The following is a 21,276-nucleotide window of genomic DNA, read 5'->3' on the forward strand; positions in this document are numbered from 1 at the left end:
CTGCATTCCCACGCGGAGCGTGGGAACGAGAAACGACAACCCTTCATCCCTCACCCCTCACCCCTCACCCCTCGACCCTCACCCCTCGACCCGATTCACATCCACCGCCACCGTCAACTCATGCCCCCCGCCGCCGTAAAAGATCCCATGCATGGGGGTCACGTCATGATAGTCGCGCCCGACCGCGGTGGTGATGTGCTGCTCGCCCGGAATCAGGTCGTTGGTGGGGTCGAAGTCGACCCAGCCGAGATCCGGGATCATGATCGCGAACCAGGCATGAGATGCGTCGGAGCCCTGGAGCTTGGCCTGGCCGGGGGGCGGCAGGGTTTCGAGATAGCCGCTGACATAGCGGGCGGCCAACCCCAGGCCGCGCAGGCCGGCGATGGCGAGGTGGGCGAAGTCCTGGCAGACGCCGCGGCGATGGGCCATGACCTCGGCCACCGGGGTCGCGATGCTGGTGAAGTGGGGATCGTAGGCGAACTCGCGGAAGATCCGCCCCATGAGGTCGATGCCGGCCTCCAGGATCGGGCGCCCGCGGGTGAAGGAGCCAGCCGCGTAGTCGCGGGCGGCGACATTGAGCGGGACCAGGGGGGAGGCGAGGGTGAAGATGCGCGACGCGTTCATGGCGGGTTTGCGGTGCTGGTGCAGGCAGTCGCGTGCCACCTCCCAGGCGGGGGTGGCGGGCGGTTCCGGCAGGTCTTGCAGGCCGACCTCGACCTCGCTGACGGCGGTGACCTCCAGGGCGTCGTGGGCCTGTTGGATGGAGAAATAATTTACCCGGTTGCCGAAGAAGTCCTCGTGTTCGCGGTTGACCGCCGGTCCGGGGTCGATCCGCAGGGAACTGGACAGGCAGCGCTGGCGCTCGCTCTGGCGGGGCTTCAAGTGGACGATGTTGTGACACAGGGAGACGGGCTCCGCATAGTCATAGCGGGTCAGGTGGCTGATGCGCAGTCTCATTTGACCACCCCGATGCGCCGCAGCAGGCTGTGCGGCTGTTCCTCGTGACGGAAATACTGGGCGGTCAGGGCGTTGGAGATGGCGGCCAGATCGGACTCCAGGGCCTCCAGCACCTTTTCAAGGCTTACGCGCCGCTGCGTCTGGGGGTCCGGCTGGACCAGGGTGTCGAGTTCGGCCAAGCGCACACCTGTCAGGGTTTTGAGCACCAGCTTTTCCGCCGGGGTCCGCCCCACCGCCAGTTCGCCCTTGGGCATGACCGTGACCAGCCGCTCGAGCGCGACCAGTTGATAGGCCAGGGCGCGCGGGTTGCCCTCGTCCTGTAACACCAGGTCGAGCAGGGCCCCGATACGGGTGCCGGCCCGATAGCGGCGGCGATAGGTGATGGTACTGTCGGTGACGCCGAGCACGGCCTCGATCAGGGTGGTCTCGTCCTGCTCCGGGGTCAGGGGGGTCAGGGTGGAGCGCAGCAGGGCGGCGAGCGCCGCGCCGCGCTCCAGGCGGCGCCCGGTCTCCAGGAAGTGCCACCCCTCGTTGTGGGTCATGTTCTCCTGGGTCAGGCCGGAGAAGGCGACCAGCGAGGTGACCAGCGGGTCGAGCTCGTCCAGGGCCGCCGACGGCTGGGTCGGCGGGGTGCTGGTCAGGGCGGCGAGCCGCGCCTCAATGTCGCTGACGATGCGCCAGGTGTCCACCGAGAGCCGCTCGCGTACCGAGTAGGCGGCCTGGCCCAGGGCCTGGAGGGTCTGAGGCAGCCCGCCCAGGCGACGCGGGTTGGAGATCAGCGACAGCAGTTCCGGCCAGGGGTCACGCAGGCGGGCCGCCGCCCCCTCGCCGAGAAAACCAGGCAAGGATTGTGTTTGATGGGTCAGGGCCTCCAGCAGGGAGCGCATGAAATAGGTGCCCGGTTTGGCCGGGGCCGTGGTCGGGGCCACCTCGGTCCGCTCCGAGAGCTTGAAGATGATCATGCGCAGCAGCCGCACCAGGCCTTCGGCCCGTTCCGCGTAGCGGCCGATCCAGAACAGGTTGTCCGCGACCCGGCTGGAGACCTCGCTCTCCTGGGTCACGGCCGGGGCCTGGGAGTCCCCGCTGATCAGCAGGGTCTCCTGGCGCTCAGGCTCCGAGGCCAGCACCCAGGCGTCCTTGCCCAGACCGCCGAGTTGGTTGCTGACCAGGGCCGCATCGCTGGTCAGGGCCACCCGTCCCAGACCGCCGGGCAGCACCGTGTAGCCCTCGTCCTCCGCGCACAGGAAGGTACGCAGCGTGATCGGGCGCGGCTCCAGGCGTTGGCCGACCAGGACCGGGGCGGTGGAGGGCTGCACCCGCTCCTGGGCGACGAAGCGGTTGGGCGACGCCTGGATGGCCTGGATCAGGGCCTCCCGCGACGCCGCCTCCATGGTGCCCGGGAAGACGCAGCGCTGGCCCTGGGGCTTACCGGCCTGCTTGATCACCAGGTTATCGAGGTGGGCGAGCACGAAGGCGCGCGCCTTGGGGTCACCGCACCACCAGGTCGAGATGTCGGGCAGCAGCAGGTCCTCACCCAGCAGGTGGCGGCACAGGGCGGGCAGAAAGGCCATGAGCCCAGGGTGCTCCAGGACTCCGCTGCCGAGCGCGTTGGCGATCACCAGGTTGCCGGCGCGCACCGCCTCGACCAGGCCCGGGACGCCCTGGCCGGCATCCTCGCCCAGTTCCAGGGGGTCGCACTCGCTGGCCTTGACCCGGCGCATCATCGCGTCGATGCGCTCCAGTCGGCCCAGGGTGCGCAGCCACAGGGCGCCGTCGCGCACCGAGAGATCCCCGCCCTGGACCAGGTCGTAGCCCAGATAGTTGGCCAGATAGGCGTGCTCGAAATAGGCCTCGCTCTGGGGGCCGGGGGTGAGTACGACCACCCGGGTATGCCCGTCGCGCCCCGGGGCGAGCCGGGTCAGGGTGCGGCGCATGGAGCGGAAGAAGCCGGCCTGGCGATGGACGTGGGAGTCGCGGAACAGGCTCGGCAGGACGCGCGAGAGCACCACCCGGTTCTCCAGGGCATAGCCGGCCCCGAGCGGCGTCTGGGTGCGGTCGCCGATCACCCGCCACTGCCCGTCCGGCATCCTTGTCAAGTCCGCCGCATAGTGGACCAGGGGCCGCCGGCCCGCGACCTCCAGGCCGTGACAGGGGAGCAGATACTCGCGGTAGCCGTCGATCAGCTCGGCCGGCAGCAGCCCCCGGTTGATCAGTTCACGCGGGCCGTAGAGGTCCAGCAGGATCAGGTTGAACAACTCGGCCCGCTGCATCAGGCCCCGTTCGAGCACGGCCCACTCCTCGCTGGGGATGAGCAGCGGCAGCAGGTCCAGTTCCCAGGGCCGGGACATCCCCTGGGGATCACCGTTCAGATTGTAGGTGACGCCGTTGTCGCGGATCATCCGCGCGGCCTCGCGCCAGCGCTCCTCGATGCCGGCGGGACCCAGGGTGCGCAGGGCCTCCAGGATATAGCGCCACTGGGGGCGGACCTCGCCCTGCGTCGGGCGCATCTCGTCGAAGCAGCCGGTGAGCGGCAGGTAGTCGTCGATCAGCCCGGGGCGTGCCAGGGCGGCGGCGAGGTTGGTAGCGGACATGGGCGGGGCTCTCGGCGTGTCTTAAGGGCCGATTAGACACGGCGCGGGCGGAGGTGACAAGGCTGTATCTGCGCTGGGGCGCTCGCGACCTTGATCATACCCCCGGCCGCGTTGCTATCGGCAAGGGCGCGGGTCCGCACAGCGGACCCTGCGGGCTGACCGTGCGGGCGCTGGTCCGCATAGCGGACCCTGCAGACTGACCGCGGGGGCGCTGGTCCGCACAGCGGACCCTACCAGCAGTCGGCCGTCGCGTCCCCGCCCGCGGCGGTCGTGGCCGTGCGGCCGCCGCTGCTGGTGTATTGGAAGAGCGCGCAGCGGCTGTCCTGTGCCTGACTCCCCAGAGGGATGGCGAAGAGGGTGTAGGATTCCCCATCGCCGGCCAGCGTTTCACCGCCCCCGGTCGCGGGGTTGATGCTCGTGATTTGATAGTAACCCGCACAGGAGGGTGCCGCGATGGTGAGGCCGTCGGGCACCAGCGATTGGCCGGCGGTCTTATAACAATCGAGGCGGCTGGCGCAATCGTGGTGGTTGTAGCGGTGATAGGCGGTGTAGCAGCGTTCCAACTGATGGGCGACCGCCAGCAGCGATTTTTTGGCATCGCTGCGGCGGATCTTGAGGGTCTGGCCTTGGTAGGAGGGATAGGACACCAAGACCAGGATGGCCAACACCGCGATGACGACCAGGATTTCGATCAAGGTGAAGGCGCGGTTGCGGGTGCGGCGCATTGGGCAAGCCCCTGGTATGTCCATCATATTTTAGTGCAGTTGCAGCCAGGAACGGCGGCCGCCGGCCAGGTCACCGGGGTTTTCGACCGTGATCTCGATGGCCGCCTCCCGCGCGCCGCTGGCGAACTTGTACTCCTTGGTTCCGGCGCCGATGATGGCGGGTTCCTGGATGATGCCGACCGTCGATTTCTTGCCGGAAGGGGCAAGCATGGCGGCGGCCCCGTTGACTTGAACGCTCACCATGTCGGCCAGATTAAAGACGGTGTCCGCATTGAGGTCGAATACTACCTCGGTTCTGCGCGCGCCGTTGAGTGCATTCAACTCGATCAGCCAACCGTCACCGCCGAAGTCACACAGGGCGGTGCCGGGGTCCGAGGGGATCAGCGAGGTGAAGATGACCCGTCCGCCGCGCAACTGCGGGTCGGTCACCTGCACCTCTCCCTCGGCCGTGCCGTCCAAGGGCTGGCGAAGTTCCAGGTACCAACCCAGGTGGGTGGTTGGCGGGGAGTCTGTCGGCTTGCCGCTGTCCAGGCGCCAAGTGATCGGATTGTCGGTAGTCACACGCACATCAAAGGCGCCGCTGACCGTCTTGGCGAGGATCTGCTGTTTCAACAGGTGCTCGCGGGCGATTGCGGAGGTCCCGTCGAAGCGGTCCCAGATCCCGTAAAAGGCATTGATGGCCGTCGTGTTGGGAATCCGGTCGCCTTCGCGAAAATAGGCGCCGCTACCGAACAGGACGACGACGCCGCGCATGGGGTGGCGCATGACCTCTGGGCGGACCGTGATCGGGCTCGTGGTACCGGTCAGCCCGGTCAAGTCGCTGAAGAGCGGCACACCGGCAAAGGAGACCTGCATGTCAGACCCCACCGAGGGCTCGAAGCGCCACAAGTTGCCCTTAAGGTCACCCGCATAGAGGTAGTCCACGCGCCCGTCCCCGTCATAATCCACCGGGGCGACGCTGGACAACCCGTTCCCCGGACCGGCATCGGCGACCACGCTCGACAGGAGGGTCCCGGTTTTGGCATCCACCACATAGAGCACCGCCTTCCCATCCGGGCTTTTGTAACCGTTGCCGAAGACGACGACCCAGGCACCGCTAAGGACGGTGTCGGGCATCCGCGCGGCCACCGGCCGACTGTAGGTATAGCCTAAATCGTCGAAGTCGTGGACCCCGTCTCCCCCGTCGTCCCCGCCGACGATATCCCACAGGACCCGCGTCGCCGCGGTCTCCTCGCTGGCAGCGAAGTCGGCGGGATTGGTGACGTCGATGGCGAAGACCCCGCGGCCGCCGGCACCCAGACTGCCGAGCAGCAGGGTACGCCAGGCTCCCTCCTCGCCAAGATAGTCCCTCAGATAAACATCCCCGGCGACGGCCCCGCCGTCAACGAAGGATTGGTGGTGATCGCGATAGTCGACGGCGGTGAGGGCCGAGAGCTTGGGATAGACGGCACGTGGGACATAAGCGAACAGTTCCGCCCCGGTGTCCGCGTTGAAGCCGTGGATCATGCCGTCGTTGGCGCCGACATAGACGATGGGCTGGCGGTCCGCTTTGGCGGCGGCGAAGGTTCGGTAGGGGTGTTCTTCCAGGGTATCCGGATAGAGCGACATGGGGGCACCGATATAGACCGGATCGGAGTTAACCACGTCCCCCAACACATGGGCCCGGGTGCGCAGGGTCCCCCCCGTCTGGGACGTCTCGGCCGCATGACTGCCGCGCAGGTAGTTGAGCCGGGCCTCGCCCTTGGCGTCGTGGACCGCGGCGCAGGTCGTGCCCCAGCAGGGCTGCAGGCCCAGGTCCTCCTTCTGCTCTTGCGCGATCCCGTCGTTGTCGTCGCTATCGTCATTGCCCCACCGGAAGGGGACGCCGGGGCCGCCCGTGACGGTGCGCCGCTCCTCGTTGCTGGTGATGATGCGGCGCGTGCCGGCGGTGGCCTGTGCGTCGATCTCGGTGCGTCCGCTCCAGATGAGGGTGGAGAGGGACCCATCGGTGTTGACCGGAAAGGCGACCACATCCCCGGACCAGTCCGAACTGTCGTAGCGTCCCTGGAAGATGCGGGTGTCCTCGTTGAGCGTGATCGAGTTGGCGACCACGGAGGCCGAGGACGAGATGGTGGCGATGACCTCCAGGAACCGCTCCAGTGAGGTTCCCAGCAGGGCCGGGTTGTCGGCGTAGAAAAAGCGGTCCGGGGTGTCGTCGTCATTGGAGTCCCATTCGGTCGCCAGATCCGGTTTGGCATTGGCGTTGACGTCGGTGAACCCGCCGTACTTGGCAGCGTACCACAGGGCCGGCTCCAGCAGCCGGGCGGGGTTGGAACCGGCAGTGAACATCCGCACGCAGGCAGCCGGTTTATTGGCGGGGGTATCCACCGGCGTCGTGAGCATGCTGAAATTCTTGCCGTCCTTACGGACGACTTCCCGATAAACGCCGTCCTGATGGTAGGCGCCATCGCACAGGGTACTCGCAGTGCCGGCGGCATTGGTCGGACTGGTGCCGGCGGAGGTCCCGGTGATGGTATAGCCGAACAAGAGGGCATGCCCGGCGTAGACCTGTTCGGCCGAGCTCGTGATCCTGATCTGATTGGCCGCGACCGTGGAGCAATCGCTCTTACAATTGGCGGTGGCCGTACAGGCTGCCAGACAGTTGGTCCGGTTGTTCTTACAGGTGTCGGTAGTGCCGCAGGCAGTATAGATCTTCTCGCAGGTGGTCGGACACTCGGTCTCCGTGCAGGCAGTGCAGAACGCCTGGCAGGGGTTTGGTTCCCCGAGGATTCCCGCGCTCGGCCCGGCGCAGAACTTGAGCCGCTGGGCACCGTCCATGTCGAAGTCGTTGCCCCAGGTGGAATCCTCCCAGATGACCAGGAGGCTGCCGCCGACCAGTTTGCCCGCCGTGTTTTTCACCAGGTTCTCGACGCTCAGGTCCACTAGACTGCCCATACGCCAGCCGCTGGTGGCTTGCACCGCGGTGGTCGTCGTGTTGGCTTCCAGATGGGGCAACAGGGTCACCGTATCGCTGCCCACCGCGATATTGAAGCGCGGCAGGTCCCGCGCCAGGGCCACTGTCTGTGTATTGACCATCTGTTGCTGATCCTTCACCCGGCGCAGGCCGTTCGTGTGGGCGAAATAGGCCGCGCCCGCTACGAGATAGCCGCCATCGAGGGTGGGGCCCTCCGGGCACACGCCCTGGGCCACGGCCAGTCCCGTGGTGCTCTTCGCCGTGCACTGCTTGGTCGTGCCGCTGCCGCCCAGGATCAGGCTGTTGCCAATCGGGTCCGCGGTACCGACCGCGTTGCTCGCCGCGGTGAGGTCGAGTCCGACTATATCGGTCGCAAATTCATCGCGGTCAAACGAGTTGACGGCAGTGGACAGGAAGATCAGGTTGCACTTGGCGCACCAATCGGTTTCTGGCATGGGGTCGCCCCAGGTGCTGACCTTGGTCAAGGCGCTGAAATAGCTGCTGTCATCGGCGTCATAGGCGGGCGTCGCGGTCAACTTGCCGGCAAAATAACGTAGCGTTTCCATGTAGATCTCGGCGATCGGGTTGCCCCAGTTGGTGCAGACCCCATTCTTATAGCAACCGGTTGATGAACTGGTGGCGCAGATGGGCATGCCGGGCGAAGCGCAGCTGTCCTGGTAGTTGTGGGTCGTGTAGTCGTATTTGTTGATCCGGAACGCGTTGATACTTTTTATGATTCCGGAATGGCCGGTAAACTGGCCGGTCAGCAGATTGATCTCATTCTGTGCGGCATTGGCCACGGTATTGCCGGCGAGCAGTCCGATCTTGCGGCGCAGGACGCCGCCCGACATCCGTTGCTTGTAGCTGCCGCTCATCAGGCCGAAGCGCAGGGAGCCGTTATCGCCGTATTTCTGTAGCAGCCCGATCGGCTTCATGTGCGTGACGTCGCTGTCGTCCTTGTAGCCGCGGCAATTGTCCTCGATCAGATCCGAGACACAGACCGCGACGCGGGCGTTGAGTTCGGCCTTGAAAGAAACCGGAGCGTTGGTCTTTTTCGGTGCGGTGGCATTGGCCCTTTCCTCGTACCAGGCGCATTCCACCACCTCACCGGAGGACCACATGGGCCAGGCACCCGTCGCGATCCGAATCAGCGGCGGAGAGACGGAGGTATCGAGGGATTGACTCTGGCCGCTCGTGGCGTAAGTCACATTGCAAAAGGTAATCTTCTCGTCGCGGTACGGCGTATAGAGCGCCATGTCGTCGGCACCGCCAGGCGGGGCGAATACTTTGGCGAAGGCGTGGGCATCCGTCGGCAGCAGGACCCGCTCCAGAATCGTCAGGTCCGGGGTGGCCGTATCGGTGGAGCGGAAACCGCCATAGAGCACCTTGCGCAGGATGTCCATGCGGGTCATGGCGGCCCAATTCAATAAATTACCGCTCCAGGCGTTACTGCATTGATGCTCGGTGGCCATGGCGGTCGGATTGAAATAGCCGCTGGTGTAGGTATAGCACTTATTAGAGTCGAAATAACCGTAATAAGAGTATAAGTTATTGTAGGTGGTGTCGATGCTCCCATCGCCGTCCAGGTCAGAGTAATCGTTGTATGCCTTGCGATAAAGTTGGTGGTCGTTGGAGAGCGCAAGCATGACCATCGGCCGGATCGTCTGGGTCACGCTGAGCGGTGTCTGGGCAATGTCATCGCTGGCCGCGTGAACCGCGCCGGCAATGGCTAATGCTCCCCAAAAGAAATAGCTGATTCGCTGGTTCATTTCAATGCCTCATTGGTATCCCGGGTCCAACCGCTTCAGGTTCGGCGGCCAGGCCCGGAGCATCATGTCAGTGCGTAAACTCGGTGCAGAATCGAGGTTGCGGTGCGCTTCAGCGCCGATAAGAACTTTGTAACACCGCCCGGGTGGTCGCCGCCCCCCCATAGCCGATGGCAGTGATGCGATAGGTGGCGCGCATGTCTGTGCCATAACGGGTGCCGACGACCAGGCTCGCACCTTGTTCGACCCCGGGTTCCATTTGCTCGATGATGTAGAGCGGTCGGCGGGCGACGACGCCCAAGTCGTTGCGATATTCGCGCGCATTACCGGTAGCAAAGCCGAAGGCGGTGGGGATGTCGGTCTGGTCGTACCGATAGAGCCCCATGGCCGCCCCGAAGGGCGGCAGCGAGGGCTGGCTGAGCAGTTCCTCGGCCTCACGCAAGGCCGCCTCCGCGGCCTGAAATGCCAGGTAGCGATCCTGCAGGTTGCCGGCCATGCGCTCCTCGGTCTTGATCGCCTTGAGCGAGGTCAGCGCCACGGCGCTCATCAGCAGCAGCAGGATCATGCCGATCAGCAGGGTCGCGCCCCGTGCGCAGTGCGCCCGGCCGTGGCGAATGCGCTGTATGTGGATCATGGCAGATAGTTGCGTAAGGCGACCACGCCGCCGAAGCTGCGACGGATGCGCCGATCGGCCGTCGGCGTCACGGTTGCGCCGAGCAGGTCATAGGAAGGGCTGGCCGTCTCAGACCGGACATTCGCCTCACGGGAGCGGATGAGGAGGGCGAACCGGATACTCACCACCGCAGCCCAATTCGTGACGAGATTCGCGCTCACATAATCGTCCACCCGGTGGTTGGTATCGGCGGTCGTATCGCGGCCGTAGAGGACCTGGAAATTCTCCACGTCGCGGATCAGTTCTTCGGTGATCAGCGTGGCCTGGCCGTTCGCCTGAGTCAGGCGTTTGCGCACGAGGATGGGCGGTTGCGTGAGGGTCCCGGCGGTCACATAGTAGGCGTGAACCGCGTAGCGGCTGACCACCGATCCAGGACGAAACACTCCGGTCTCGGCGACGGCCTGTTGGCTGCAATTGAAGGTACCGAACAGGGCGCCGGTACAGTTTCCGAGGTCTAAACCAGCGGCCGGTCCGTACTTGACGGCGTCGAATACATCGGATTGCTCAGGGTGATCCAGATTCAGGGTCCCGCTTACCTGGAACAGCGAGGCCTGCGTGCAACTGGGATTGGAGACCACCAGGATCTCGCCGACCTTGAAGCCGTGATCGACCTGGAGTTTGATGGTGCCGGCGGTGGAGTCGTTCAAGATCACTCTGCGCTCCACCTCCAATGAGGCGCGCCGCACGATGAGGATGTCCGTACCCGAGACCCGGTCGCTAAAGCTCGTCGGGGGGGAGCCGGCCTCGCCGTCGTAGCCCGCGAGTCCGCGGGTGTCGTAGATCCAATTGTCGCCGCTGTTCACCGGGGGGTTCACGCTGTTGCCGATGCGTGCGGATTCGCCGCCGCAGGAGAGGTAGCCGGCCATCCGGATGTCGTTGGCAAGAAAATCGACGGCGAAACGGCCGTTTTCATCGAGCCGTGCCAAGGCGTCGCTCAGCCGATAGGTCTGCAGGCTGCCGGAGTAGAGTTGGCCCAGCGCTGCAATGACCACCAGGCCAAGGGCGAGCGCGATCATGATCTCGACCAAGGCCAGCCCCGCCCCCGCGCGACCGACCTGGGCTCCGCGGCGGTACGCCGGCAGTCCGCCGGACATCGCGGTGATGAGGGGTCTGGTCATAGTTGCGTCATGATGCAGATTTCCTGCATCGCCGTCGGCATTTCGGAACCGAGACAGGACGCGCGCAGGGTAACGGAACGGTCACCGTCGTCCTCCGTACGGCCATCGTCCCACTGCACCGATACGGTAAAGGTCTGCCCGGCGCGGCGGATGGCAGCGTACCATCTCGGCAGTCCGGAATTGTTGATCGAGGTCCACCAGGCACGCAGGTCGATGGCAATGCTGCCGGTGTCTGTGTTGCTGGGCGGCGCGCTGATTCCGCAGGGCTGGGTGTCGTTGGCGCGGCGGGCGGTCTCATTACAGAAGGTCCTGTCGTCATAGCCGCCGCCTAAGGCGGTGTCGGTCAATCCGCTCGCCCCCCGGTTCAGGCGCATCCGGTCGATGATCTCGTAGGCGAGGGCCGTGGCTTGGGAGCGTTGCAACGAACTATTGGCCGCGCGTAGGGTCAACACCTGTAGCGTCGCGAGACCGGTGAGCGCGATCATGGTCACGACCGCCGTGATGAGCACCTCCACCAGTGTGAAGCCGCCGTGGTACCGCCGCGACGGGTGGCCGGCAGTCCGCTGGCCGGGCGGCGCCCGGGTACCGGTGTTCATGAGGGTCCGGAGCCGGAGCCACTGCCGGTGAGTTCGATCCGCCCGACATAGCTCAGGGTGAGGACCTGGTATTCCCGGTCGTCGGTGTAACGGAAGCGGCCGATGTCGCCTTCATCCGGATAGCCGCTGTTCTGGAAGGATACTCCCTGGGCGATCTTGCAGCCGGGGCTGATGCATTCCGGGGTGAGGAGGAAGGCGGTATGGTCGAAATGCACCGTTTGGATCACGTTATCCGTGCCGCTGTCGACGAATTTGTCCATGTCGGCGTCCGTGAAGACGATCCAGCCGTTGCGCCAATTCGGTGTCTGACTGGTGTCGCAGGTCAGCCGATCGGACGATGCACAGACTGTCACCGGGACCGCTCGGCGGGCCGCTTCGCTCCGGGCCATCGTGAAGGACGACAGGAGTTCCGAACTTGCCTGACCGCGTTGGATGGTCGCTTGGAGACTGGTGAAGGTCGGCACACCCAGGGTCAGAGTAATGGCGAGCGCGCTGACCGTGGTCATCAGCTCGATCAGGGAGACACCGCGCAGGTGGCGTAATGTTTTCATTGGGGTCTCACATAGGGTCCGCGCCTGGGTTCGGGGTCGCCGGCGACCGGGTGTCCGGTGATGGCGTGCAAGGCAAGTCGCTGTGATTAAGGATACTTAATCCAGGATTTACGGCCGTGATTGGGGTCGCAAGTCCTTGGATGGGTGCCGTCGGTCGCGATATTTCGGTCGCTTTCGTGAGCGCGGGCAAGGTTCGCGCGTCCGTGCCGCGGCGCGCCCGCAAGGCAGCGGGTCCGCCCGGCGGACCCTCCGCGGCCTTGGCGTCCAAGGCTTCAGCCTTGGCGGCGGGGCCGCGGCCTCCGGCGATGCTGCCGGTCCGCGCGGCGGCCCGGGACTCTGTCGACACCGCTGAAAACCTGACGGTATATTCCGCGACGGGCCAGGCCGCGCCAAGTCAGGTGGCGATCTCCAGGGTGGGCGAGGGTCGCTGCAGGAAGTTGCCCTGGACATAGTCCACCCCGGCCGTCCACAGGATGGTAATGGAGCGGGCGTCTTCGACCCCGGTCACGACGCTCTTGACATTGAACTCCCGGGCCAGGTTGGCCAAGGCCAGCAGGCGTTGCTGCTTATCCTTGTCATCGGCCAGGCCCTGGGCGAACTCCGGCAGCAGCAATACAAAGTCGAGCGACAGCCCCTGGAACAGCATTTGGGGGTGATCGGTGGCACCGAAGCGATTGACCGCCACCCGGCACTTGATCTTTTTCAGGCTCTCGACGAGCCGGCTCAGGCTCGCCAGGTTGCCGTCGACCAGCTCTTCCTGAATCACGAAGGTGAGCCAACTCCCGCGGACATCGAACTCGCGCAGACAGTCGCAAATCCAGATCATGACACCGGGGTCACGGAAACTGTCCTCCGCCAGATTAAGGAAAAAATTCAATGGATGCCCGGCCTGGCGGTGCTCGCTCATGGCCTTGACGGCGTGGCGGATCGCCCATTTGTCGATGCGCTCGATCAGCCCGCTGCGGATCGCCGCACCGATGAACTCCTTGGCCTCGATCAGGTTCTCGGCGTCGTCGATCATGCGTACCAGGACGCTGTAGTTTTCCTGGCTGTCGCCCATCAGGCTGATGATCGGCTGGTAGACCAGCATGAAGCGATCATTCGTCAGTGCCCACTCGATCTTGGCGGTCACGGCGCTGTCGTTGTCTTCGGCACTCTGCTTCTCACGGGCGGCGAGCGAGGTCGGCCGCTGGGGCACCGCGGCCTTGGTTTGACCCGCCACCCCGCCGTGGCAGGCGCGATAGGCCTCGTCGAGCAGGTTGGATGAGTTGGGACAGGGGCCGGCGACGATGACATAACCGACGTCGCAATCGGCCTCGATCCGCGCCTTGCCGCCCGGCCCCGGACCCAGACGGACCTGCGTGCGGATGCGTTCCGCCAGGCTCTCGGCGCTGGCCTCGTCCAACCCCGGGGCTAGAAGGGCAAAACCGTCGTCGCTGATGCGTACCAGCAGGCCAACACCGGCGCACAGTCGGGTCAGCGCGGCGGCGAGTGCGCCGATGACGGCCAGACCGCGGGTGAGGCCGAAGTCACGGAACAGGTTGGCGGCGGCGCGGATGCGGACATAGAAGACGGCGAAAGGCTGGGGGGCGCGGCGCTCGGCACCCACGGCGGCATCAATCGCCGCGAGCAGCGTGGCGGCGCTCGACAGACTGGCGGCGGCGGGGGTGGGCACGGCCGGCGGCGTCAGGGGTGTGCGGTCAGCGGCGCGCACAATCAGCCGCAGGCAGGGTTCGCCGTCGATCTCGGCCGGCGCGACGGCCAGGGTCCCGGGGAAGCGACTGGCATCGGCCCGCACATAGGTCACCGGCAGTTCGGCGGGGCCCTGGGGTTGCGCGGATTGGCGTTCGCGTAGAAAGTCACGGATCGGTGTGCGCTGTTCGGGCTCGATCAGGTCCAGAAAGGCGGCCGCTTGCAGGTCGTCCAGCGAGGGGAAGCGAAACAGGTTCAGATAGGCGGGGTTGGCGTGGACGTGCATGCCCTCTTGGATAAAAGTCACCGCCTCGTCGCTGCCGTCGACCAGTTCCCGCGCCCGCTGTTCGCACTGGCGCAGCCGTTGGGTGAGACGCCGCAACTGGCGGCGTGCCCGCAGATCGGCCAACTCCCGCCCCACGATCAGCTGCAGCCGTTCGGCATCGTTGTTCGCGGTGACGTCGCGCGCCCCGCCGGCCATGGCGCTGATCGTGGCGGCCGGCGCGTCGGCCGGGTCGACGATCACGATCAATGGGACGTCGGCCTCCAACTCCCGGTGGCGCAGCAGGACCGCCTCGAGCGTCACCGCCGGGTCGTAGGCGCAGCAGATGATCAGGTCGCAGGCGCGCCGCTCCACCAGTTCCTCGATGCGGTCCGCGTGGGCGGTATACATGCCGCGCACCGGCAGTCCGCCGTCGCGCAGCGACGTGATCAGGCGCTCCGCTTCGCTGGCCTGGGAGGTCATGACCAGCAGGATGACGGTTTGGGCTTGGTCGGGCATGCGCGGGGGATCGGTCGGTTTCATTCAGGGGCCATTATCTGCGTAGCGGGGTGGAGAGGGAACTGGTCATTGCCCGGGAGCACCCTCGGCGCGCCGGGCACCTGTGCGGTGCCTCACTGCCGATCAGTCAGGCTCCAGAGCGGGATTTTTATGCAAATTCAGTCGTTTGGACGCACCGCTGCCAGTCCGCGAGCAAGCCCTTGAGACGCGTCGAGAGCTGATCGTGGACGCCGCACCACGGCGAAACTCGTCGGATGGGCAGAGCGAGAGCGATGCCCGTCATCGCGGATCGCGGCGGTCGATGGGCAGCGCTGCGCTCTGCCCATCCTAAAAACTTCGGTGCCCCCGGGCTGCCCCGCGGTGGTCAACCCAGCGGCTCCTTGCACGGCGCTCCGGCCGTCTCGCGTACCAGGCGCGGTACCAGATAGCCCGGCAGGCGCGCGCGCAACGCCGCCATCAGCCCCCGGGCCTCGCGGTCAGACACCGCGAAGTGGGCCGCCCCCTGTACCGGGTCCAATTGGTGCAGGTAATAGGGCAGCACACCGCAGTCAAACAGCCGCTCACTGAGCGCGGCGAGGGTCGCCGCGTCATCGTTCACCCCGCGCAGCAGGACGCTTTGGTTCAGCAGCGTGACGCCCACCGCCCCCAGGGCCGCCAACCCCGCCTGGGCCGCGGCACCGAGCTCCCGGGCATGATTGGCGTGGATGACCAGCACCGGGCGGGGCGTCACGGTGCCCAACAGGGCGCACAATCGCGCCGTGATGCGCGACGGCAGTACCAGGGGCAAGCGGCTGTGCAGGCGCAGGCGGCGCACATGGGGGATGGCGGCGAGCCGCGCGAGCAGGTCCCCCAAGGCGCCATCAGCGAGCAGCAATGGGTCCCCGCCGCTCAGGATTATCTCGTGCAGCGTGGTGTCGGCCTGGATCTGCGCGAGCGCGAGCCCGATGCGCGAGTCGTAGGTCCCCAAGTCGCCGTAGGGGAAATGGCGGCGGAAGCAATAGCGGCAGTGGACCGCGCAGGCGCCCTGGGCCAGCAGCAGGGCGCGCCCCGCGTACTTGCGCAGCAGCCCCGGGGCCTGGGCGGCCGGCCCGTCGCCCACCGGGTCGCACCGAAACCCGGCGGTCAGGACCCGCTCGGCGGCGAGCGGCAGCACCTGGCGCAGCAGCGGGTCAGCGGGTCCGCCCGCGCGCATGAGGGCGGCGAAGCCCCGTGGTACCAGCAGCCGGAAGGGGCCGGGCTCCGGGTCAAGGGTGGGGACCTGGTCGCGGCGCAGGCCCAGGAACGCAAGCAGGGGCTCGACCCGGGTGAAGGCCTGACCAAGCTCGCGCCGCCAGGCGTCGCTTGCAGCGGCCTCGATCTGACAGTGGGCACTGCTTCGCGCTACCATTGCGGGCTCATTTTTCACCGGTAACGAGGACGACATGGCGAACTACAGCACCAATGAGTTCAAGAGTGGGCTCAAGATCATACTGGATGGGGACCCGTACAACATCGTCGAGAACGAGTTCGTCAAGCCCGGCAAGGGTCAGGCCTTCAACCGGGTGCGGGTGCGCAACCTCAAGACCGGGCGGACGGTGGAGAAAACCTTCAAGTCCGGCGACACGGTCGAGGGCGCCGATGTCCATGATACCGATATGCAATATCTCTACAACGACGGTGAGTGGTGGCACTTCATGGACCCGGCCAGTTTCGAGCAGATGACCGCCGATGCCACGGTGGTCGGGGAGGCGGCCAAGTGGATCAAGGACCAGGACATGTGCAAGGTGACCCTGTGGAACGGCGTGCCGCTCGCGGTGGAGCCGCCGAACTTCGTGGTGCTGCTGATTACCGAAACCGACCCCGGCCTCAAGGGCGACACCTCCGGCGGCGGCGGTAAGCCGGCGACCCTGGAGACCGGTGCGGTGGTGCGCGTTCCCTTGTTCGTGCAGGGCGGCGAGCTGATCCGGGTCGACACCCGCACCGGCGAGTACGTCTCGCGCGCCAAAGAGTAGTGATCGCCGACGTGTCCCCGACAGCGACCGGACCTTCTCACGAACCGGGCGTTGTCGTTGTCGTAATCGTTGTCGTAATCGAACAATCCGACAACGACAACGACAACGACAACGACCCGCACAGTGTACCCGGGATCTCGGTCACCACATCAGTTCTGATCGCCCCCGTCGTTCCGATCCTGTCCATTCTCCTCAGGCGACTGGAACCTTAGAGAAGTGACTCATAACGCCGGGCCAGGATCCACGGGCTCCGACTGGCCCCCCACTGCCGACCTCACGGCGCTCCGGGCGCGGGCCGCCATGCTGGCGCGCATCCGCGGCTATTTCGCGGACGCCGGGGTCTTGGAGGTGGAAACGCCCATCGCCTCGCGTTGCGCCGGGTCCGATCCGGCCCTGGACAGCCTGCACACACGCTGGCACGGCCCCGGCCATGCCCGGGGTCTGCCGCTGTATCTGCATACCTCCCCCGAGTTCCCCATGAAGCGCCTGCTGGCCGCGGGGATCGGTCCCATCTATCAGATCTGCAAGGTCTTTCGCGACGGCGAGCGGGGCCGCCTCCACCACCCGGAGTTCAGCCTGCTGGAGTGGTACCGGCCTGGCTGGGGTTACCGGGACCTGATGGACGAGGTGGCCGTCCTGGTGCGGCTGGTGCTGGGGCGTCCCGACCTGCCCTGTGAGCGCCTGACCTACCGCGGGCTCTTTCGCGAGCGGCTGGGTCTCGATCCCTGGGCGACGGACCTGTCGCAACTCGCGGACTGCGCCGCGGCGGCCGGGATCGGTGGTGCCGCGTCCCTGGCATTGGACCAGGACGGCTGGCTCGATCTGCTGCTGACCCACTGCCTGGAACCCGGCCTGGGCGCCGGGCGTCTGACCTTTCTCTGTGACTATCCGCCGAGTCAGGCGGCGCTGGCCCGCCTGCGCCGGGATGCGGTGCCGGTGGCGGAGCGTTTCGAGGTCTATCTCGAGGGGGTCGAACTGGCCAACGGGTTCCAGGAGTTGACCGATGCCGCCGCGCAATCGGCACGCCTGCACGCGGATCTTGAAACCCGCCGCCGCCAGGGTCGCGACCGCCCGCCGCTTGACCAGTCGTTCCTCGCCGCCCTGGCCGCAGGGCTCCCGGAGAGCGCCGGCGTCGCTCTAGGCCTGGACCGGGTGCTGATGGCTGCCCTGGGTGTACGTGAGATCGACGCCGTGCTGGCGTTTCCGGTGGAGCGGGCTTAGGAACCCGATGGTCCGCGCAGCGGACCCTACCCGCCGAAGGCCTTCTGGAGCGCATTGAGGTCCACTGACTCGACATACTGCTGCACCGCTGTGCCGTCAGGCAGCCCGCTGCCCTTACCCTGGATCAGGATGCGGTTGCCGATCATGAGTGTCACCTCATAGTCGCTCGACTGCGGATCGTGCTTGATGAGGCCCTGCTGGCCCTTGAAGGCGTAGGGCTTGGAACCGGGATCGGCCTGCATCATGAAGGGCGAGGCCAGGAACATGGTCAGCATGGGAAGCAGGGGGGAGTCCGCCGTCACGGTGAGTTTGACCTCCCCGCCCTCCGGGCGGAAGTAGCGTCGGGTCAGGTTGGTGCCGGTAATCATGCTCGCAATGCCGGGCGTCTCGGACTGGGCGGGATCGGCCTGCCAACCGGCCAGGGGCGCCGGCAGCAAGGTCAGCAGGCGCGCCGTCTCCTGCTCGCGGATCTTGGCGATCACGAAATTGAGGCTATTGACGGCGTTGCGCAGGTCGCCGGCGTCGTAGGCCTCGCGGGCGGCGGCGAGTTGGTCGGTCACCTCATCGGCGCACGCGGCGGACGTGAAGATCAGGAGCGCGGCGAGTGCGGCGTGGCGTCTGGCGGCGAATTTCATCGGGAGTCCTCCGGTGGGGTCCTGGTGGCGAGACATTATGGCGCCGACCCGCCGCCGGCGCCCGGATTTTCAACCCATGGCCGGGGGCCGAGCGCCCGGCATCAGGGTCGTGGCGCCCGCTGCTGGCGTAGCGCCGACGCTGACTTTATCATAACCGGGCCTGATCACCCTGATGCCTGGTCATTGACCCGGCGGGCCGCGCTCCGGTGCGAGCCGCGGCCGGCAACACGGATGGACCACGATGCCCGAAGACAGCCACCCCTCAGCTACGACGGTCTTTTTCTTTGGTTGCGACGCGCCCCTGAGCGCGGCGCTGCAGACCTGCGCGGCTACGCACGCGATTGATCTGATGAGTGTCCAAACCGTGGCTGGCCTGATGTATGCGGCGGCTATCCGCAAGCCGTGGGTCCTGATCCTGCAGACCGACGCCCTCCCGCCGGGGCGTTCGCTTGCGGCCATTCTGGAGCGGCTGCAGGAGACCGCGGGGACCTCTCCGCGGTTGATCCGTCTGGTGGCCCAGCCGTCGTCGCCCGGGGCATCTGCCGCATCCGGCCGCGCGACCAGTCCGGCGGCGTTCGCGACCTTCCAGGCCCCGTTCGACGCGGCGCGCATCTGGGCCCGGGTCAGCGACGCGCTGGCGCAGCGCAGCGCCCGCGCGCGGCGCGTCCTGGTGGTGGATGCGGCACCCGCGGAAGGCGCCGAGATCGTTGCCGCCTTGAGTGCCGCCGGCCTGCTGGTGGAGCGCTTGGCGGACCCGCAGCGGGCGATGGCGGTGCTGGAACAGACGCCCGCGGACCTCATCGTCCTGGATCTCAATCTGCCCCAGGATGCCGTCCGGGCACTGACGGCCGCGATTCGCCGCCACGAGTCGCTCGGTGAGGTGCCGATCATCTTTCTCTCCGCGCCGCTCGGCGCGGACCATCAGGGGGAAGTGCTGCACCTGGGCGGGGACGAGTATCTGGCGCGCCCGGTGGTGGGCGAGCGGCTGTTAACGGCGGTCTTCGAGTGTCTCGCCCAGCGCGCCGCCGCCCCTGACCCGGTGCCCGACACCGTGGGGGCAGGTGCCCCGGTGCTCAGCCGCACCCAGTTGATCAAGCGCCTGGACGGCGCCATCCTCGACCGCGCCGCGCCCGCGCAGGCTCAGGCGGTTCTGTTCATCCGGGTCGATGACGCCCCGGCACGCGGGCGACTGGATGCCGCCGGGCTCGACGCGGTCCATCCACTGATCATCGAACTGGTCCGCCGGTGCGCGGGCGCGGCCCAACGCGGCGTCTGTCGGCACGACGGCGGCGTCTGTGCCTGGGTGCACTGCCCATCCGAACCGCAGATCACTGACTTGGTCGCGGCCATTCGCGCGGGTGCGGCGACCCTGGTCCTGCCGTCCGGTCTCACCGGCATCACCTTGAGCATCGGAATCGGCTCCTTCGAGCCCCCGGCGGACAATGCCCTCAGCCTGATCTCGCGCGCCTGGGCCGCTGCCGAAGAGGCCTACCGGGCCGGCGGTGATCGCGTGCTGCGGCGGCGGGACCCGGACCCCCCGGCGCCACCCGGCGTCGACACCGCCGACGAACTGACCCTGCGCCTGGTGCGGGACGCCCTGGACGGGTCAGGTTTTCACTTGGTGTACCAGCCCATCCTGTCGCTGCGCAAGTCCCAGCGGGAACGCTACGAGGTGCTGCTGCGGCTGCGCACGCCCGAGGGCGAGATCCTGCCGCCCGCGGCCTTCCTGCCGGTGGCCGCCCGGCACGGACTGCTCCCGGCCGTCGACCGCTGGGTCCTGCGGCGGGCGCTGGAGACCTTGCGCCAGGAGCGCGACGCCGGCCGCCCGACCCTGCTGGTCATCTTCCAGTCGGGCGCCAGTCTGGCCGAGCCCGACTGGATCGACTGGGTGAGGGCCGAGGTCCTGCGACTGGACTTGATCCGCCAGCGTCCGGTGCTGGAATTCAACGCCCAGGATGTCCTCGCCGCCGAGGACCAGGCGCGGGTCCTGTTTCCGGAACTGGGTCGACTGGGGATCGAGGTCTGTCTGGCCGGTGTCACCGACCGCGAGGACCTGCTCGGCCTGATCGCCCGCCGCCCGATCGGCACGGCCAAGCTGGCGCGGGACCTGATCGGCCGGGCGCGGGGCGCAGAGTTCAAGTCCTTGGTCGAGGCCCTGCACCGGCGGCACGCCCGCGTCATCGCGGCGGGGATCGAGGACCCGGAGACGATCGGGCGCCTCTGGTCCAGCGGGGTGGACTACCTCCAGGGCAACTTCATCCAGTTCCCCGAGGAGACGTTGAATTTCCAGTTCTACGCGGGGGTGGTCGAATGAAACTGCTGGCCCTCGACACCTCCGGGGAGGCCTGCTCGGCCGCCCTCTATCTGGATGGTGCCAGCCGGCACTGTCTGGAACTGGCCGCGCGTCGGCACGGGGACTTGATCCTGCCCATGATGCAGTCGCTGCTCGACAGTGCCGGGATCGGCCTTAAGGCCCTGGATGCGATCGCCTTCGGGCGCGGACCCGGGTCCTTCACCGGCGTACGGATCGCGGTGGCGGTGGCCCAGGGGGCGGCCTTCGGCGCGGGGCGGCCGACGGTCCCGGTCTCCACTCTGGCCGCCCTGGCGCAGGGCGAGTTCCGGCGCAGCGGACGGCGGCGCCTGCTGGCGGCCCTGGACGCGCGCATGGGGGAGGTCTACTGGGGCGCCTACGAGGTCGGGGCCGATGGTCTGGCGGCGGCCTGCGGCGCTGAATCGGTGTCTGCGCCGGGGGCGGTCCCGGTACCCGCGGGGGAGGGCTGGTGCGGGGTCGGGCCCGGGTGGGGGCGCTATTGCGAACTACTCACACGGCGCCTGGGCGCGGGGCTCGCGCAGGTCTCGAGCGACGCGGTCTGTGAGGCCCGGGACATCGCCCTGCTCGCCGCGGCGCAGGCGCGGGCCGGGCAACTGGTCCCGGCGGAACTGGCCCGCCCGGTCTATCTGCGTGACCGGGTGACACACGCGGGGGCGGCGGCCGGCAGTGGCGGCGTGGCGGTTTGAGTCCGCGG

Annotated in this window: 15 protein-coding genes; 4 read left to right on the forward strand and 11 right to left on the reverse strand. The window is 67.1% G+C overall.

Annotated elements, in window-relative coordinates; translation table 11 throughout:
- Positions 1 to 78: 78 nt before the first annotated feature.
- The 10 genes from THSYN_RS13615 to epmB all read right to left on the reverse strand — a co-directional run bounded on the left by THSYN_RS13615 (position 79) and on the right by epmB (position 15,790).
- Positions 79 to 957 carry a transglutaminase family protein gene (locus tag THSYN_RS13615; protein WP_100919629.1) on the reverse strand — a complete coding sequence of 293 codons (879 nt, stop codon included), beginning with the start codon at positions 955 to 957 and terminating at the stop codon, positions 79 to 81.
- Positions 954 to 3,548, reverse strand: a complete 2,595-nt coding sequence (locus tag THSYN_RS13620; RefSeq protein WP_100919630.1) for a circularly permuted type 2 ATP-grasp protein — start codon at positions 3,546 to 3,548, stop codon at positions 954 to 956. The genes THSYN_RS13615 and THSYN_RS13620 overlap by 4 nt, the downstream gene beginning before the upstream one ends.
- A gap of 230 nt (positions 3,549 to 3,778) precedes the next feature.
- Positions 3,779 to 4,273, reverse strand: coding sequence for a type IV pilin protein (locus THSYN_RS13625; RefSeq protein ID WP_172965276.1), 495 nt, complete (start codon positions 4,271 to 4,273; stop codon positions 3,779 to 3,781).
- A gap of 30 nt (positions 4,274 to 4,303) precedes the next feature.
- Complete coding sequence (locus THSYN_RS13630) at positions 4,304 to 8,995, reverse strand: pilus assembly protein (protein WP_100919632.1); 4,692 nt, start codon at positions 8,993 to 8,995, stop codon at positions 4,304 to 4,306.
- Positions 8,996 to 9,104: 109 nt separating this feature from the next.
- The gene (locus THSYN_RS13635) at positions 9,105 to 9,626 is read right to left on the reverse strand and encodes a pilus assembly PilX family protein (RefSeq protein WP_100919633.1); all 522 of its coding nucleotides are present in this window, start codon (positions 9,624 to 9,626) and stop codon (positions 9,105 to 9,107) included.
- Complete coding sequence (locus tag THSYN_RS13640; protein WP_100919634.1) at positions 9,623 to 10,783, reverse strand: PilW family protein; 1,161 nt, start codon at positions 10,781 to 10,783, stop codon at positions 9,623 to 9,625. The genes THSYN_RS13635 and THSYN_RS13640 overlap by 4 nt, the downstream gene beginning before the upstream one ends.
- Entirely contained in the window at positions 10,780 to 11,379 is a 600-nt protein-coding gene (pilV, locus tag THSYN_RS13645) for a type IV pilus modification protein PilV (protein WP_100919635.1), read from the reverse strand. The genes THSYN_RS13640 and pilV overlap by 4 nt, the downstream gene beginning before the upstream one ends.
- Complete coding sequence (locus THSYN_RS13650; RefSeq protein ID WP_236848895.1) at positions 11,376 to 11,930, reverse strand: GspH/FimT family pseudopilin; 555 nt, start codon at positions 11,928 to 11,930, stop codon at positions 11,376 to 11,378. Before THSYN_RS13650 ends, pilV begins: the two co-directional genes overlap by 4 nt.
- A 394-nt stretch (positions 11,931 to 12,324) precedes the next feature.
- The gene (locus tag THSYN_RS13655) at positions 12,325 to 14,403 is read right to left on the reverse strand and encodes an EAL domain-containing protein (RefSeq protein ID WP_100922422.1); all 2,079 of its coding nucleotides are present in this window, start codon (positions 14,401 to 14,403) and stop codon (positions 12,325 to 12,327) included.
- Positions 14,404 to 14,767: 364 nt separating this feature from the next.
- Positions 14,768 to 15,790: an EF-P beta-lysylation protein EpmB gene (gene epmB / locus THSYN_RS13660; protein WP_100919636.1), complete on the reverse strand. Its 1,023-nt coding sequence runs from the start codon at positions 15,788 to 15,790 to the stop codon at positions 14,768 to 14,770.
- A 34-nt stretch (positions 15,791 to 15,824) separates the two neighbouring features.
- Here epmB and efp point away from each other — a divergent pair, with 34 nt between their 5' ends.
- Both efp and epmA read left to right on the forward strand, forming a co-directional pair.
- Positions 15,825 to 16,394, forward strand: coding sequence for an elongation factor P (gene efp, locus THSYN_RS13665; protein ID WP_100919637.1), 570 nt, complete (start codon positions 15,825 to 15,827; stop codon positions 16,392 to 16,394).
- 300 nt (positions 16,395 to 16,694) lie between these two features.
- On the forward strand, positions 16,695 to 17,615 hold the full coding sequence (epmA, locus tag THSYN_RS13670; RefSeq protein WP_236848948.1) for an EF-P lysine aminoacylase EpmA: 921 nt from the start codon (positions 16,695 to 16,697) through the stop codon (positions 17,613 to 17,615).
- A gap of 26 nt (positions 17,616 to 17,641) precedes the next feature.
- On the opposite strand, the gene THSYN_RS13675 is transcribed toward epmA, so the two are convergent.
- A complete protein-coding gene (locus tag THSYN_RS13675; protein WP_100919639.1) occupies positions 17,642 to 18,250 on the reverse strand; it encodes a hypothetical protein in 609 nt (202 codons plus the stop codon).
- A gap of 349 nt (positions 18,251 to 18,599) precedes the next feature.
- Here THSYN_RS13675 and THSYN_RS13680 point away from each other — a divergent pair, with 349 nt between their 5' ends.
- Both THSYN_RS13680 and tsaB read left to right on the forward strand, forming a co-directional pair.
- On the forward strand, positions 18,600 to 20,564 hold the full coding sequence (locus THSYN_RS13680) for an EAL domain-containing protein (protein WP_172965277.1): 1,965 nt from the start codon (positions 18,600 to 18,602) through the stop codon (positions 20,562 to 20,564).
- Positions 20,561 to 21,268, forward strand: coding sequence for a tRNA (adenosine(37)-N6)-threonylcarbamoyltransferase complex dimerization subunit type 1 TsaB (gene tsaB / locus THSYN_RS13685; protein WP_100919641.1), 708 nt, complete (start codon positions 20,561 to 20,563; stop codon positions 21,266 to 21,268). The genes THSYN_RS13680 and tsaB overlap by 4 nt, the downstream gene beginning before the upstream one ends.
- The last annotated feature ends 8 nt before the right edge of the window (positions 21,269 to 21,276 follow it).

Source organism: Candidatus Thiodictyon syntrophicum (assembly GCF_002813775.1).
Lineage (GTDB): Bacteria > Pseudomonadota > Gammaproteobacteria > Chromatiales > Chromatiaceae > Thiodictyon > Thiodictyon syntrophicum.